General features: G+C 58.4%; 9 protein-coding genes and 3 pseudogenes. 11 read left to right on the forward strand and 1 reads right to left on the reverse strand.

The window, feature by feature from the left end; genetic code table 11:
* The first annotated feature begins 197 nt into the window (after positions 1 to 197).
* The 4 genes from ACFLEY_RS02260 to ACFLEY_RS02275 all read left to right on the forward strand — a co-directional run bounded on the left by ACFLEY_RS02260 (position 198) and on the right by ACFLEY_RS02275 (position 7,377).
* On the forward strand, positions 198 to 1,481 hold the full coding sequence (locus ACFLEY_RS02260) for an SIR2 family NAD-dependent protein deacylase (RefSeq protein ID WP_396604501.1): 1,284 nt from the start codon (positions 198 to 200) through the stop codon (positions 1,479 to 1,481).
* 1,215 nt (positions 1,482 to 2,696) lie between these two features.
* Positions 2,697 to 3,242 carry a recombinase family protein gene (locus ACFLEY_RS02265; protein ID WP_396604502.1) on the forward strand — a complete coding sequence of 182 codons (546 nt, stop codon included), beginning with the start codon at positions 2,697 to 2,699 and terminating at the stop codon, positions 3,240 to 3,242.
* Between the two features lie 264 nt (positions 3,243 to 3,506).
* Positions 3,507 to 5,822 carry a DUF4209 domain-containing protein gene (locus ACFLEY_RS02270; protein WP_396604503.1) on the forward strand — a complete coding sequence of 772 codons (2,316 nt, stop codon included), beginning with the start codon at positions 3,507 to 3,509 and terminating at the stop codon, positions 5,820 to 5,822.
* A 481-nt stretch (positions 5,823 to 6,303) separates the two neighbouring features.
* Positions 6,304 to 7,377 (forward strand): helix-turn-helix domain-containing protein, encoded by a 1,074-nt coding sequence (locus tag ACFLEY_RS02275; RefSeq protein ID WP_396604504.1) that lies wholly within the window; start codon positions 6,304 to 6,306, stop codon positions 7,375 to 7,377.
* 360 nt (positions 7,378 to 7,737) lie between these two features.
* On the opposite strand, the pseudogene istB (ACFLEY_RS02280) reads toward ACFLEY_RS02275, so the two are convergent.
* Positions 7,738 to 8,220, reverse strand: a pseudogene (gene istB, locus ACFLEY_RS02280) (IS21-like element IS1631 family helper ATPase IstB); the annotation flags it as partial.
* 113 nt (positions 8,221 to 8,333) lie between these two features.
* On the opposite strand from istB (ACFLEY_RS02280), the pseudogene istA reads away from it, so the two are divergent.
* The 7 genes and pseudogenes from istA to istB (ACFLEY_RS02315) form a co-directional block, all read left to right on the forward strand.
* Positions 8,334 to 9,701 (forward strand): annotated as a pseudogene (gene istA / locus ACFLEY_RS02285) (IS21 family transposase); the annotation flags it as partial.
* 193 nt (positions 9,702 to 9,894) lie between these two features.
* On the forward strand, positions 9,895 to 10,203 hold the full coding sequence (locus ACFLEY_RS02290) for a transposase (RefSeq protein ID WP_396604505.1): 309 nt from the start codon (positions 9,895 to 9,897) through the stop codon (positions 10,201 to 10,203).
* Entirely contained in the window at positions 10,200 to 10,556 is a 357-nt protein-coding gene (tnpB, locus tag ACFLEY_RS02295; RefSeq protein ID WP_018273742.1) for an IS66 family insertion sequence element accessory protein TnpB, read from the forward strand. The genes ACFLEY_RS02290 and tnpB overlap by 4 nt, the downstream gene beginning before the upstream one ends.
* A gap of 50 nt (positions 10,557 to 10,606) precedes the next feature.
* Positions 10,607 to 12,157, forward strand: coding sequence for an IS66 family transposase (gene tnpC, locus ACFLEY_RS02300; RefSeq protein ID WP_035681142.1), 1,551 nt, complete (start codon positions 10,607 to 10,609; stop codon positions 12,155 to 12,157).
* Between the two features lie 47 nt (positions 12,158 to 12,204).
* Complete coding sequence (locus ACFLEY_RS02305; RefSeq protein WP_018273740.1) at positions 12,205 to 12,804, forward strand: UPF0149 family protein; 600 nt, start codon at positions 12,205 to 12,207, stop codon at positions 12,802 to 12,804.
* Positions 12,805 to 12,852: 48 nt separating this feature from the next.
* Positions 12,853 to 13,002 (forward strand): annotated as a pseudogene (locus ACFLEY_RS02310) (IS21 family transposase); the annotation flags it as partial.
* Positions 13,002 to 13,907 carry an IS21-like element helper ATPase IstB gene (istB, locus tag ACFLEY_RS02315; RefSeq protein WP_396605006.1) on the forward strand — a complete coding sequence of 302 codons (906 nt, stop codon included), beginning with the start codon at positions 13,002 to 13,004 and terminating at the stop codon, positions 13,905 to 13,907. The pseudogene ACFLEY_RS02310 and the gene istB (ACFLEY_RS02315), both read left to right, overlap by 1 nt.
* Positions 13,908 to 14,031: the final 124 nt, after the last annotated feature.

Consider the following 14,031-nt stretch of genomic DNA (forward strand, 5'->3'; position numbering starts at 1 on the left):
GTAGGGCCCAAGAAAGGATCAAGGCTTCCACCACTCGGGTAACTGCTCTTTCGCAAAAGCTCACTATACAATAGGTTGAGCTATGGTAGCATGGCGACTATTGAGCGAAACGCCGAATAAATTTCTTCGTGGCGTCAGTCAAAAAATACTCTGATAAAGGGCCCCAAGACTTCTGAGTTAGGCGAATGTTACAAACGATGAACGGCACCGACTACTTGAAAGATGCACTAATCGAAACGCTCGCGCAGCGGCGCGCAATCCTTGTTATTGGCGCAGGTGTTTCAGCTCAAGCAACTGCAAACGCACAGACCGCATCTTGGAGGGGTTTGATCGAAAGCGGAATAGACTTATGCCACGCCCTGTCAGGAAGGACTGCAACGGCGGAGTGGCGAACGGCGATGCTGCAGTTACTAAGAGCCAGTACTTCGGAGGGTTGGCTAGCTATAGCTGAAGAGGTAACACGCCGACTCGGTGGAGTGGCCGGTGGTGAGTGGTTCGGTTGGCTGGAGCGTTCATTCGGAGATCTTGCGGTCGCTAATCCGGAGATATTGCGCTCAATCAAACAATTGCGGGATGAATGGCGCCCGATTGTAATGACTACGAACTATGATGACCTGCTTGAGCGTCAATTTAAGGCGCGGGCGGTAACATGGCGGGACGTCAATGGCGCAATTGACGTTATTGCTCGAACGAGTGAAGACGTGCTTCACCTACATGGTTATTGGAGGGAGCCCGCGTCGGTAATACTGGGCGTGAGGTCCTACGATCAGCTTCTTGGCGACGAATTAGCTCAGTCTGTCCAGAAGGCGGCCGCCATCCTGAACAGCTTCGTTTTTATCGGCTGTGGCGATGGTCTCCACGATCCGAATCTTGGCCTGCTCCATAGCTGGATCGACGACAAGCTAAAAGGGGCAAAACATCGACATTACGTTTTGCTTCGGGCTGATCATGCAGAAGCCTTTCGTTTATCCGGACGCCTTGTCGCCGTATCTTATGGCAAAGAGTACTCCGACTTGGCGCCCTTTCTAAGGTCCTTAACTAAACAGCGAGAATCTCCAGTAAATCCGAAGGACCTAAAAATCTATACCAACGCCCTTCCAGCGCCGCGTCATTTGATTGATCGCAACTTTATTGAAGATGTTGCAGATGCGCTCACAAATAATGGTGAGTCGCTGCGAATCGTGCAGGAGGCCGACAGTTTGAGAGCCGTTGCTGATCCCAATCGTCCGCCTGTTCGCCCAGGTCTTCTTTCACTTGAAGGCAACTCGTTCCAATTCTGGGATAGTGCTTTTCGCCAATTTGAATTGCAAAGCATCCGCGCCATGGCGGCTTTGCTGTTGATACTACCGACTGCAACGCTCTCGCTTGTGGGCAAGACCCGCCGAATGGAAATTTTAAATGAACTAAGACGCTTAAGCGATTTATCCACTTCTGATGGAGCAGACCATGGTCCCGGCACCAGTTCAAAAAACCTCCAATAGTACTCTACTTCCCTTTCTCTCGCGACTATTACTTTTCTGCTTCGTGACTTTGTGCGCCTTCTTCCTAGAAGGCGTTGCTACGGTTAACGCGTTCGATGATGCCTCTGCTTCAGCCGTCCTCGATAAAATTGCTGATTACGCTCTTCCAGGGGACGATCGTATTTCTCGAACACTTCGTGACTTAGGGTATACGCCGACAGCGCCAGAAGACACATGGCGCGCATTTCCGGCTGCTCGAAAACTAGAGTCAGCGTACAAGGCTGCGGAGGCTGCGAAAAAAGGGGACGGTAATCGTCTGATCGCCGAAACCATCCGTAGATTGTCCGGCGACGTTGAGTCGATCCGCAATAATCCTCAGATGTCTGCTTTCGCGGATAGTCACCCCGCTAGCAGCACGCCGTTCCGGTTTGCCGCGGCTCAGAGTCAGTTGGTATCTGTAGACCAAGCTGCATTTAACGTCATCCTCAATATTGCGGACCAGACGGAGCGAGGCGCGCTCGGTGGAGCGGGAAGCATTTTGACCAGGGACCTGGGGCTCTCGGAGGCGGACGCTTATGAAATTCTGAGATCAAGCTCATCCAATCGGGAGGCGCTTTTCACGGCATACGGAAAAATGGATGAGAGCGACCGAGCGAGCCGATTGCAAACTTTAGGAAGAAAGCTGCAGGCACGATATACTGCGGCCGCGCGCGATACTGCCCTTATAACCGCGCTAGCCGGATTGTCTCAAAGTACCAGCTCGTCCGGTAGGTCAAGCTCAACGCACTCATGTCCTGCTGGGCTGGACCCATGTTTGTGTGGAGCGGTATTCGTTGGTTGCCGAACAGCCGCTACCTGCCGCGGGCCGTGCTGATAGCTAAAACTGGTCAAGTCTCAGTTCGACCTGGCCAAGCGATTAGAGCGATTAGACATGCCGCACGTTAAACCACCAGGGCGATGTCGGAACAGATGTGGCCGCTTTTTTGGCTGGCGTCGATTGGGTCAACGTATCAATAACAGAGATCAGTAATAGCTCCCCGCTGCATTCGCACTGCAGCCCACCGCGGCGGCGCGGGCTACTCAAGGAGTCCCAGACAATATCTGTCGTGGCTGTTCGGTCGCAGCATCAGCGGACTCTAGGCTCAGTGCATAAATCATGATTTATGCACAGAATCGTTGACCCCTATAAAACGGGGCTTTATGCTGTGCATATTATATGTGCGAATGGAGAGCGATATGGCGCTTTACGGATACGCCCGGGTAAGCACCGATGGACAGTCCTTAGCCGCTCAATTGGCCGAGCTGAGAGCAGCAAAATGCGAGAAGATATTTCAGGAGAAGATCAGCGGCGCTCGGTCGGACCGCAAGCAGCTCCTGCGTCTGATGGGGCTTCTCGCAAAGGGAGACGTGTTGGTCGTCACCAGGCTCGATCGATTGGCGAGGTCCACACGAGATCTCCTCAACTTGCTAGGGACGATAGCGGAAAAGGGAGCAGGGTTCAAATCCCTCAGAGATACTTGGGCTGACACCACAACGGCGCATGGCCGATTGATGCTGACCGTTTTGGGCGGTCTCGCCGAGTTCGAGCGCGAACTAATCCGGACCCGGACGGGCGAGGGGCGCGAACGTGCAAAGGCGAGGGGGGTAATCCTTGGTCGGAAGCCGAAGCTGACCACCCATCAGCGAAAAGAAGCGATCGCCCGGCGGGAGGCTGGCGAAGTGCTTACGGACATAGCACGGTCGTACAATGTGAGTCACAGTACTATTAGCCGGCTCCAATAAGCGAACGATTCGCTTTTCCGCGAACGGCTCGGTTCGGCCCCGGCTACCGAATGCACGAAACATCAAGTTGAGTGGGTATGTGGCGCGACTGCAGGCGATCCCTCACCATCCCAGTATGGTCCCTGCGACCCCGCGCCTGACCGGATGGGGTGCAGCCACGAACAGGAGTTCTGGCCCAGCGGCTTTATGGCAATGGCACCTTGGCAAATGGTTGACCCGCCACCAAATACCACTGCAACGTGTAGATAGGTGACAGGAGCTGATGTGACGCCTGAAGAGGAACGTCGGGGGGCTGCGATCCACGAGGCAGGCCATGCAGTCGTCGCCTGGGCGCTCGGGCTAAATGTTGGCAGGGTTGCAATCGGGATCAATGGTGATCCCAGCGCTGGCGCTGCCGAGATCGAGGAAAAGAGGTCTATGTCTCTGATAGACCGAATAGCCCTGTGCGCGGCGGGCGGCATAGCTCAAGACCTGCTCAAAGCTCCCACTAACGATTTGTCCGAGTTGGCGGACATGGCGAAAATCAATGTGCTGATGGACGGACGCACCGAGCGAGTTGCGGGAGGGCTTCGCGAGATAGGCTATGACATGGCACATGAACTACTTGATCGTCACCGAGACAAAGTCATACGTCTCGCTGGCGCGCTCGCCACCCGATCGACGGTACCCGGGCCCGAGATCGCCGCGCTGTTGGGGAGTAGCCCGCTGGACAAACGCGCAATCCGAAAAGGAGGCAAAGGTCGCGTGTCGACTGTGTCGACCCCGGTCGGGACTATCACGCTGACGGTGCCATCGCCCCTTGAAGCAATCGTTCAACTCTATGACAAGAAACAGGAGCCGTTTGACGAGTTTAAAATCGGAGGCGAACTCACGGCGGCTCGGAACGCCTTGATCAAACCAAGCGAGAATGAGAATGCCGGTGCTTGGGCAGAGGTGCTGGCGTTCGGCCTAGCGACCGGACGGCACGAGAATCCCTGGAATAGTTACTTCGGCCCGATGGGCTCAGGCATCGACGGTCAAGGTAAGAAATTTTATTTTCCCGACATCGCCGGAACTGTTCCTGAGACCGTAGACCACTGGGCTGCGCGCGCGAGATCGTTAAAGCACCCGTTTCTGAAGTCCCGTTATGCTGATCTCGCGTGGGAAATGAGCGGGCTGATCGGCAAGCGTAAGCGCGATCCTGAAGATGCGCGCATCGCTGTCGATGCCTACCTTGATGCAATCCCGCGCATGGCGGAAGATCACGAACATGTATTGTTTGCGATCCGCGCCCTCGATCTCGCGGTGCTCATTGGGGATACGGAACGTACCAATCGCGCCCGTGTGACGTTCATGGAGCTTCATCGTGGGTTGATGAAAAACGGCGCGGGAATGTGGTGGTTTGCTGTCGATCGTTTGCTCGAAGACAAGAAAGCTGGTGTCACCGACGAAGAGCGAGCCGAACTTGTAGCCGACTTGGAGAGCGTTGTTACGAAAGGCTCCACTACCGGCGACCCGGCAAAGTTTAATCCGCACGACACCAAAGATGCGGCCGAACGTTTAATCCCATACTATCGACGTCTCAAAAAATTCGACGACATCAAGCGCCTTCACCAGGCGATCGGGGCCGCGTTCGAACATTTTGCGAGCAATGCTGATCCCATGTTGGCTGCGGCACTCCTGCAGACCGCGACCGACGCATATAGCCGCGCGGGGCTCAAGGATGAACGCGACAGAACCCGCATCTCGATGCAGCAGAAGATCGGCGCGGCTGGTGAAAACCTTCAATCGTTCGAACACAAGATCGAGATAACCAAGGACGATATGGAAAGGTTCTTGGATCTTGTGATCGTTGACAATTTGGTCGCGAGCCTTGTGCGCCTTACGCGAGAGTTCTTGCTGAAGCGGGCCGATCTCGATCAGCAGGTTGAGAAGACGCTGAAGGAGGCCCCGATCATGGCGCACATAACGCAGATGGTCATGGCCGACAACCGTGTAACCGCCAAAATCGGTTCTGTCGAGGACGATGCTTTCGGCCGGGTCTTTCTTGAGGCTAAGCTCGCGTTTCAACTCCTCGCGCCCTGGTTGGTTCAAGCCATCTTGCGCCTGCGCGAAAAACACGATGTTGCACCTGAGCATTTTGTCGGATGGGCCAATCGCCATGGGCTGTTTGATGATATGAGCCTGCTGCTGGAGGGCGTTGCCGCATGGGAGCGAGGCGATCAAGTCAAAGCTGCGCATGTTCTCATTCCGCAGATCGAGCGCGGTCTGAGGAAAGTCGCCGACAGCATCGGCGTGCCGATCACAAAGGCCCACCCGACGATACCCGGAACAAGCGTTGCTATTGGGATGGGCGAAATCCTGTACAATGACAAGGTCGCCGAAGCTCTTGGACCCGATACGACGTTTCATTTTCAGGCCCTATATGCCGATCCACGTGGGATTAATCGCCGAAACGAGATCGCACACGGCCTATTGGATGCAGGTCAATTTGATTGGCATCTCGGTAATCTAATCGTTCATTCAATCCTCATTCTCGGCTTGTGGAAAGAATTCGGACCGAAGCGTTCAGGAGAAACTCGGGAGGCAGGAAAAACATAACGCCGGACCCGGACAATGCTCGCATGCGTTGTCGTCATCATGACCGGCCATGACATCACCGGTTGTTCAACTAGCGCTGCGTGCTGCGCTGCTGAAATCGACAAATGGCGCTTCTTGAAAGCAGCTATACTAAACCATACATTGCGCCAGCCGTAGTCGTATTCAAAGACCTGAGCGAAGGGAATTGATTGATGACGATATCTATTTGGTTTGTGCGTAAGGATACCGGTCTTCCCGGTGGAGAGATACCAGCACGGTACGTTAACACAGCCGAGGACGTCATAAAGCTCGTGACGGACCACAAAGCAGGTGCGCACGGCCGCAGTCATTACATGCGAATTTCAGCGCCCGGCGGATTGTTCAGCCATGAGGAGAATTCGCGCATCCGTGCAGCTGGCGCGGAAGTCGCTGATGAATTCTTGCCAGATGTGGCAGCGACCAAAGCTCTTTGAGCTTATCCGAACTGCGCGAGAGCTGCGGAATGATTGACCTGCAAGGTTCGAGTCCGGGAACGAAACGCCGCAGCGACAACATCAGATCAGGAGGCGCTGAGTACTTTGATCAGATCGTGACTGATCGAGAGGAAGAAACGCTTCACCTCGAATTCAAGACGCTGCCTCACGATGGCGGTAAGTTGACGAAAGACGACCGAAAGCTGTTAGCCGAAGCCGTAACAGGAATGGCGAATGCTGAAGGCGGCGTTCTCGTTGTTGGGATCAGGACGCAGCGCACGGACAATATTGACGTCGCGATAGCGAAGCATTCGGTCAAACAATTGCAGCGGACGACCAACTTAGTTCGGGCGGCGATTCCTGAAATGCTTTCTCCTCAACACACGGGCATCGATGTCTTCTTCATTGAGGAAACTGGCAGCAAGGATGAAGGATTCATCGTAATCGACGTACCTGAATCATCTGATCGGCCCCATTACAGTAATGTTCACCATCAGTATTTTCGGCGCGGGTCTGACAGGACGCGGGTAATGGAACATGGTGAGGTTCGTGACCTCATGTTTGCGACAAGGGAAGGACAACTCGATCTGATGCTTAAATTGGAGCTCAGCATCAGTACCAGCGATTTGATGTTTGGTCTCAACCTCGCGCTGACGCTTCAGAATGTCGGACGGGTCCCGGTAAAATCACCTTACATTAGGATCGCGGAGGCAGCAGGTTGGCGTCCGTCCTCGCCTGGGGTTCAGCCTCGGCGAGCAGCGCATGGCACCTCGGGATTCTATCCCCCGCCCGGCGAGATCGTCCATGTTCACGATGAACTTGGTCTTTCTTACAGAGAAACCGGCCTTGATTTCAGATGGACTGATCGCCACCGCTTGGAGGAAGCAATCGAAGTCGTCAAACGGGATCGAAGGGGCGTTATTATGCGACCCTTTCGCGAGATGACAACGCAGGAAGGGAAGGGGGACGATCAGCCTGTGCAAGTAAATGGCTTTTATGGCGCTGAGAACGTTGCGATGAAAACCTTTGATTTTGCGGTGGACAAGAATGCGTTGCTCGAAATGTTCTGCAAAGCGAAATCTATTGAGTGGTCACCGGTGTGATGCGGTCCCAAGCAAAGAGCGATGATTGCTTTGCACCGAAATCCGTAGCGGCTTGCCCATAGCGGCCCTTTAGGCGGAGCCTTTTAATCGCGCTGCGCAAGGAGAAGATTTGGTGAGCGACTCCGCATCTACATGGTGGTAGAGCGATGACTGAGTACTCAGGTTACCATGTAGGGATGTTTTCGATGCGGCTGGGCTGGTAGAGACGCCAATGCAGACGGGGGTTCACTGGACTGCCCTAACTTACAGTACCGCCCGTCGGCAACGAGATACGGGTCGCTCCGCCCCCGCGGGTCACTTCAAATTCCTCCGGGTGTGGTCAGTCAAATTCCTCCACCCGCGAGGCAGGACAAGGGACTGTTAGTTTGAGTTTGTTTCCCGGGCAAGAGCTTCAGCGGCTTCTTTGAGCCGATAGCTGCGTCCGTCGAACTCAAGCAGATGGCAATGATGCATAAGGCGATCGAGGATCGTCGTGCTCATAGTGTTGTCCCCAAGGTATGCCCCCCAATCCTGCACGACGCGATTGGAGGTGACGATGACGCTGCGGCGCAGTTTGTAACGCTGATGGATCAGGGTCTGCAGCAAAGTGCCGGCGTCGTCGGGGATGGCGCGTGCGAGGAATAGATCGTCCAGCACGAGGAGATCGCAGTCGATGATGGTTCGCAGCCGGACCTCGCGTTGTGCCGGAGAGTTCAGGGCGTAGCGGTGGAAGAAGTCGTCGGTCTCAAGATACTGGACCTTGTGGCTTTGCAGGATCGCCTGATAGGCAATCGCCTTGGCGATGTGCGACTTCCCGGTGCCAGGCTTGCCAACAAGCAGAGCGTTCTCGCCAGCGGCAATGAACTGTGTTTCGGCATGGAATAAGGACCCCGTATTCGGGGTAATCGGCATCCAATCGGGACCCCGGGACAAGGGTCCACAGTGGCTTCCATCAAGTCATGGAAGCCGAGGTTGGGATGCTGGTGGTGGAGACGATTGCGAAGATCCGTCGCGCTTATTTTGTTCATGGTCAGCCGATCAAGGCGATCTGCCGGGAGCTTGGCGTATCGCGCAAGGTGGTCCGCAAGGTCATCCGCTCGGAGGCGACGGAGTTCCGGTACGAGCGAGAGACGCAGCCGCTTCCGAAGATGGGCCCGTGGAGTGCCGAGCTTGACCGGTTGCTGGCGGCGAACGAGAGCAAGACGACGCGCGAACGGCTGACGCTGATTCGCTTGTTCGAAGAGCTTCGCGGCCTCGGATATGCCGGCGGCTACGACGCGGTTCGTCGCTATGCGCGGCGGTGGAGCCGAGAGCGTGGCGCCTCGACGACCTCAGCTTATGTGCCGTTGAGCTTTGCGCCCGGCGAAGCCTACCAGTTTGATTGGAGCCACGAAGTCGTCCTGTTGAGCGGAACCACGGTGGTCGTGAAGGCGGCGCATGTCCGGCTTTGCCACAGTCGGATGCTGTTTGTTCGGGCCTATCCGCGCGAGACGCAGGAGATGGTGTTTGACGCCCACGACCGGGCGTTCGCACTGTTCAAGGGGACTTGCCGGCGCGGCATCTACGACAACATGAAGACGGCGGTGGAGACGATCTTTGTCGGCAAAGGCCGCCTCTACAATCAGCGCTTCCTGCAGATGTGTAGCCATTATCTGGTCGATCCGGTTGCCTGCACGCCAGCGTCGGGCTGGGAGAAGGGACAGGTCGAGAACCAGGTCGGGTTGGTCCGCGAACGCTTTTTCACCCCGCGACTGCGCTTCAAGACATTGGACGAGCTGAACGCCTGGTTGCTCGATAAATGTATCGCCTACGCCAAGGCGCATCGGCATCCAGAGTTCGCCGACCGGACTGTCTGGGAGATCTTCGAGGCCGAGCGACCCAATCTCGTGCCTTATGCAGGTCGGTTCGATGGCTTCCATGCCGTCCCGGCCTCGGTCTCCAAGACCTGCCTGGTGCGCTTCGACAACAACAAGTACTCGGTTGCGGCAAGCGCGGTCGGGCGGCCCATTGAGGTCCAGGCTTATGCGGACCGCATCGTGATCCGCCAGGACGGCCGGGTCGTTGCCGAACATCCGCGATCATTCGGTCGCGGCGAGACGGTCTACGACCCTTGGCACTATGTGCCCGTGCTTGTGCGCAAGCCCGGTGCCTTGCGTAATGGCGCTCCCTTCAAGGACTGGGTGCTGCCCGCAGCGATTGAGCGTGTACGGCGCAAACTCGCCGGTGCCGACGATGGCAATCGACAGATGGTCGATATCCTCAATGCGGTGCTGACAGACGGATTGCCCGCGGTGGAAGCCGCCTGCGCCGAGGCGGTCGCTCATGGCGTTCATTCGATAGCGGTACGACGACCCCACCTCGTTTAGGTGGACGGGATGAGCGAGACTCGCGCGTGGATTTGACAACGCGAGGGACGCTCGTTCCATGCATCAAGACAGACATCAAGACGGGCATGATGCCGCCTCCTATCAGCGGATCGAGGTGATCACAGGGGAGAGGCGACGGCGCAGTTGGAGCGATGCGGAGAAGGCGCGGATCGTGGCCGAGAGTGCCGATCCGGAGACGAGCATTTCCGAGGTGGCTCGACGCAACGGGGTGAACCGGGGACTGCTCAGTGTGTGGCGGCGCCAGGCGCGGCTCGCGTCGAGCGAAGCGCCGCAGTTCGTGCAAGTCAGGCTCGAGGCCGCCGTCGAGGCGCGGCCGAACGCGATCGATAAGGCGCATGTTCTGACGGATCCGGCCGAGCGGATCGAGGTGATGATCGCGGGCGCGACGGTGCGCGTGCCCGTCGGCGTCGACGCCGCGACGCTGGAGCGCGTGCTGGCGGCGGTGAGATCGACGCGATGATCTCTTTCGGTCCAATGGTCCGTGTGTTCGTCGCGACGCAGCCGATTGACTTTCGTAAAGGCGTTCATGGCCTTGTCGCGCTGGTAGCGGAGGGATTAGGCGGCAAGCCCTACAGCGGTGACGTTTATGTCTTCCGATCGAAGCGATCGGATCGTTTGAAGCTACTGGTTTTTGACGGCTCGGGAATGGTTCTAGCGACGAAGTGGCTGGAGAATGGGGGCTTTGCCTGGCCACCTGTTCGCGAGGGTACGATGCCGGTGACGGGGGCGCAACTGGCGATGCTGATTGAAGGTCTTGCGGAGTGGTCGCGTGTGGTCCCGAAGGTGACGAAGCGGCCGACGAAGGTTGCCTGAAGCGTCTTGTTTTGCTGGCGATTGCGAGTGCGTTCGTGTAGCTCTGCGATATGGCGCTTCGCCCCGAAGATCTCCCCTCTGACCCTGCGGCTCTTGCCGAGATGGTGCTGGCTTTCGAAGGCGAGAACGATGATCTGCGCGCAGAGATCGCCACGTTGAAGAGCCTGATCTTCGGCGCACGATCGGAGCGCGCGGCGATCGTCTGCGCCGAACAGATCGCGTTTGATCTGGAACGGACCGCCGGCTCACAGCTCCCGGCCAATGACGACAAACCGGACGCGCCGCGGCCGGAGCGGCGCAAAGCGAAGCGCAACATCGGCGCGCTGCCGGCGCATCTGCCTCGGGTCGAGCGGGTGATCGAGCCGGCGTCCACGCTGTGCCCGTGCTGCACGGGTCAGATGCATCGGATCGGCGAGGAGAGCAGCGAAGCGCTCGATCGGGTTCCCGCGTGGCTGCGTGTGCTCCGCACGATCCGTCCAAAATACGCCTGCCGCTCCTGTGAGGGCCCGATTGTCCAGGCCCCGGCACCGGCGCGGCTCGTCGAGGGCGGCATGGCAACGACGGCGCTGATCGCGCATATCGCCGCGGCCAAATATGCCTGGCAATCGACGCTCTATCGCCAGACGCAGATCCTGGCGGGTCAGGGTGTCGTCGTCGACCGTCAGACGCTGGCGCGCTGGATGGGGAGCGCGGCGTGGCTGGTCAGGGGCCTCTACGATCTGCAACTGAAGACTATGCACGGCTTCGAGCGGCTGTTCTGCGACGAGACGCCGATGCCAGTGCTCGATCCGGGACGCGGCCGCACGAGGATCTGCCAGTTCTGGGCGCACGCGACGGACGATCGGGCGTGGAAGGGGCCGGCGCCGCCGGCGGTCGCCTACGTGTTCGCAGGTGGTCGCGGCAAAAAGGAGATCGTGGCGCAGTTAGCCGGCTTCGAAGGCGTGCTGCAAGTCGACGGCTATGCCGCCTACGCCTCGCTGGCGGGCGATGCGATGATGTCGGGCCAGATCCAGCTGGCGTATTGTCTCGTTCACGCGCGCCGCAACTTCGTGAGGGTGCACAAGACGACGAACTCACCCTTCGCCGCGGAGGTCATCGAGCGCATTGCGGCCGTCTACGCGATCGAGGAGAGGATCCGCGGTCTCGATGCTGGGGAACGCCGCGCGACGCGACAGGCCGAGACGAAGCCGCTGATGGAGGCGTTGAGGGCCCGTCTGATCGCGGTGAAGGACGGGATCTCCCGCCGCTCGACGCTCATCAAGGCGATCGACTACATGCTCGAACGCTGGCAGGGCCTGACGACGTTCCTGGATGACGGGCGGCTCGAGCCGGACACCAACACGGTCGAACGATCGATCAGGCCAATTGCGATCGGAAAAAAGAACTCGTTGTTCAGTGGTGACGAAGGCGGGGGCGAGACCTGGGCGATACTCGCTTCGCTTCTTAACACAGCGAAATTGAATGGCCTCGACCCCGAGGCGTATCTCGTCGACGTTCTCGATCGCATGGTGAGCGGCGCCACGAAGACCAACCAGCTTCACGAACTTCTGGCCTGGAACTGGAAGGCCGCACGCGAAGCCGAAAAGCGGGCCGTGGCATGACGAAGCCGAAGCAAGGGCGGGGAACGCGAAAAGCACGCAAGACGACGATGGCGGACTATGCCATGTCGTTCGAACGGCTCGGGCAATGGATCAGCAAGCGCGCCAGGTCGCCGACGCTTCGGCATCCGCGGGCGACGTCGCTCTCCATGCTCGATGGCGCGGTGGCCGCGGTCGTCGCCGGGCCGGTCTCGATGGCGTCCGAGGAATGGGTGTGCCCGCTCCTCGGCGTAGATCCCGACGCCTTCAATCACGACACCGAGGAGTTCTCGGCAATCGCCGCCACGCTGATGCGCCACAACGCTATCAGCGAGACGCTGTCGACGAGACCGGAGAGCTTCGAGCCGCTGTTCGTGCGATCACCGGACGGCGAAGTCGACCCGCAGCCCTGGTGCATGGGCTTCTACGCCGTCATGAAGCTTCGGCTTCTCGTCTGGTCGCGGCTTCTCCCCCCGAATGGAACCGAACACCTTATGCTGCGGCCGATCTTGGTCCATTGCATCGACGACGCCGGTCGACCCTTGCTACCCCCGGCCCGGCGCACGCTGGGAACGCAGCCCATCATCCAAAACGCCTGGCGCAACATTCCAGCAACCGTCGAGGCCCTCCGGCAGTTCTGGATGCCTATACGCTTCAAGCGCGGTGCGTAGGCCGTCCGCACCAAGTCCGTGGCTCCGTGGGCCTCTCGTACCGTTTACGTTCATTCCGCCGATGTCGTGCTCAACATCCTGGCTCGTCAACGTGAACCTGCCCCACCGGCCAACATCATGACGCCGGCCGCCTTGACGCTTCGCCATGCGCCGATCGCCGATTGTGCCCGCTACGACAACCTCCGGAGGACAAACTGATGGAACGAACCCAAATCTTCGATCTCATGGGCGAGCTTAAGCTCTACGGCATGAAGGCCGCCTTCGACGAGATCATGGCGACCGCCGTCAAACGCCAGCACGAACCCCAGCGCATCGTCGGCGATCTGCTCTCCGCCGAGATCAACGAGAAGCAGGCCCGCTCGATCAAATACCAGCTCACCATCGCCAAGTTGCCGCTTGCAAAGGACATCGCAGACTTCCAGTTCGACGCCACGCCGATCAACCAGACGCTTGTCAATGATCTCGCCGGCGGCGGCTTCATCGCCCAGCAACGCAACGTCGTCCTGGTCGGTGGAACGGGCACCGGCAAGACCCATCTGGCCATCGCTATCGCGCGAAGCTGCATCCGATCCGGCGCCCGTGGCCGCTTCTATAACGTGGTCGACCTCGTCAACCGCCTCGAGACCGAGACCCGCAACGGGCGACAGGGCCGGCTTGCCGAGCACCTAACCCGCATGGACTTCATTGTCCTGGACGAGCTCGGATATTTGCCCTTTGCCCAGTCCGGCGGTCAGCTTCTCTTCCACCTCGTCAGCCGGCTTTATGAGCGCGCCTCCGTCCTCGTCACCACCAATCTGGCATTCGGCGAGTGGCCGAGCGTGTTCGGCGATGCCAAGATGACGACCGCGCTGCTCGACCGGCTGACTCATCACTGCGACATCGTCGAGACCGGTAACGACAGCTGGCGCTTTAAAAGCCGCGACGACGATCAAACAACCCGCGCTCGCGCCGTCTCCGCAACCCCGGCCAGCTCCGACGCCGCGAGCGCTACCATCAAGACTCGCCGATCAAAGGGGTCCCCTTTGGACGCCGATCGGGGGGTCCCAGTCCAACGCCGATTGACATTTCGGGGACTTTCTAAAATATTTTTGTTCGCGCTGTAGTTCAATTAGAAGACCAAGGGTGAGGCTTCGTTCTTCGGCCTGTCGGGGTCGCCTACTAGCGTGGACCGCGTTCTTAGCTGATCCGAACGGATTTGGCGGTACATCCAGTAGGCGTGCGGGGACG

This window comes from Bradyrhizobium sp. YCK136, from assembly GCF_044570075.1.
Taxonomy (GTDB): Bacteria; Pseudomonadota; Alphaproteobacteria; order Rhizobiales; family Xanthobacteraceae; genus Bradyrhizobium; species Bradyrhizobium diazoefficiens.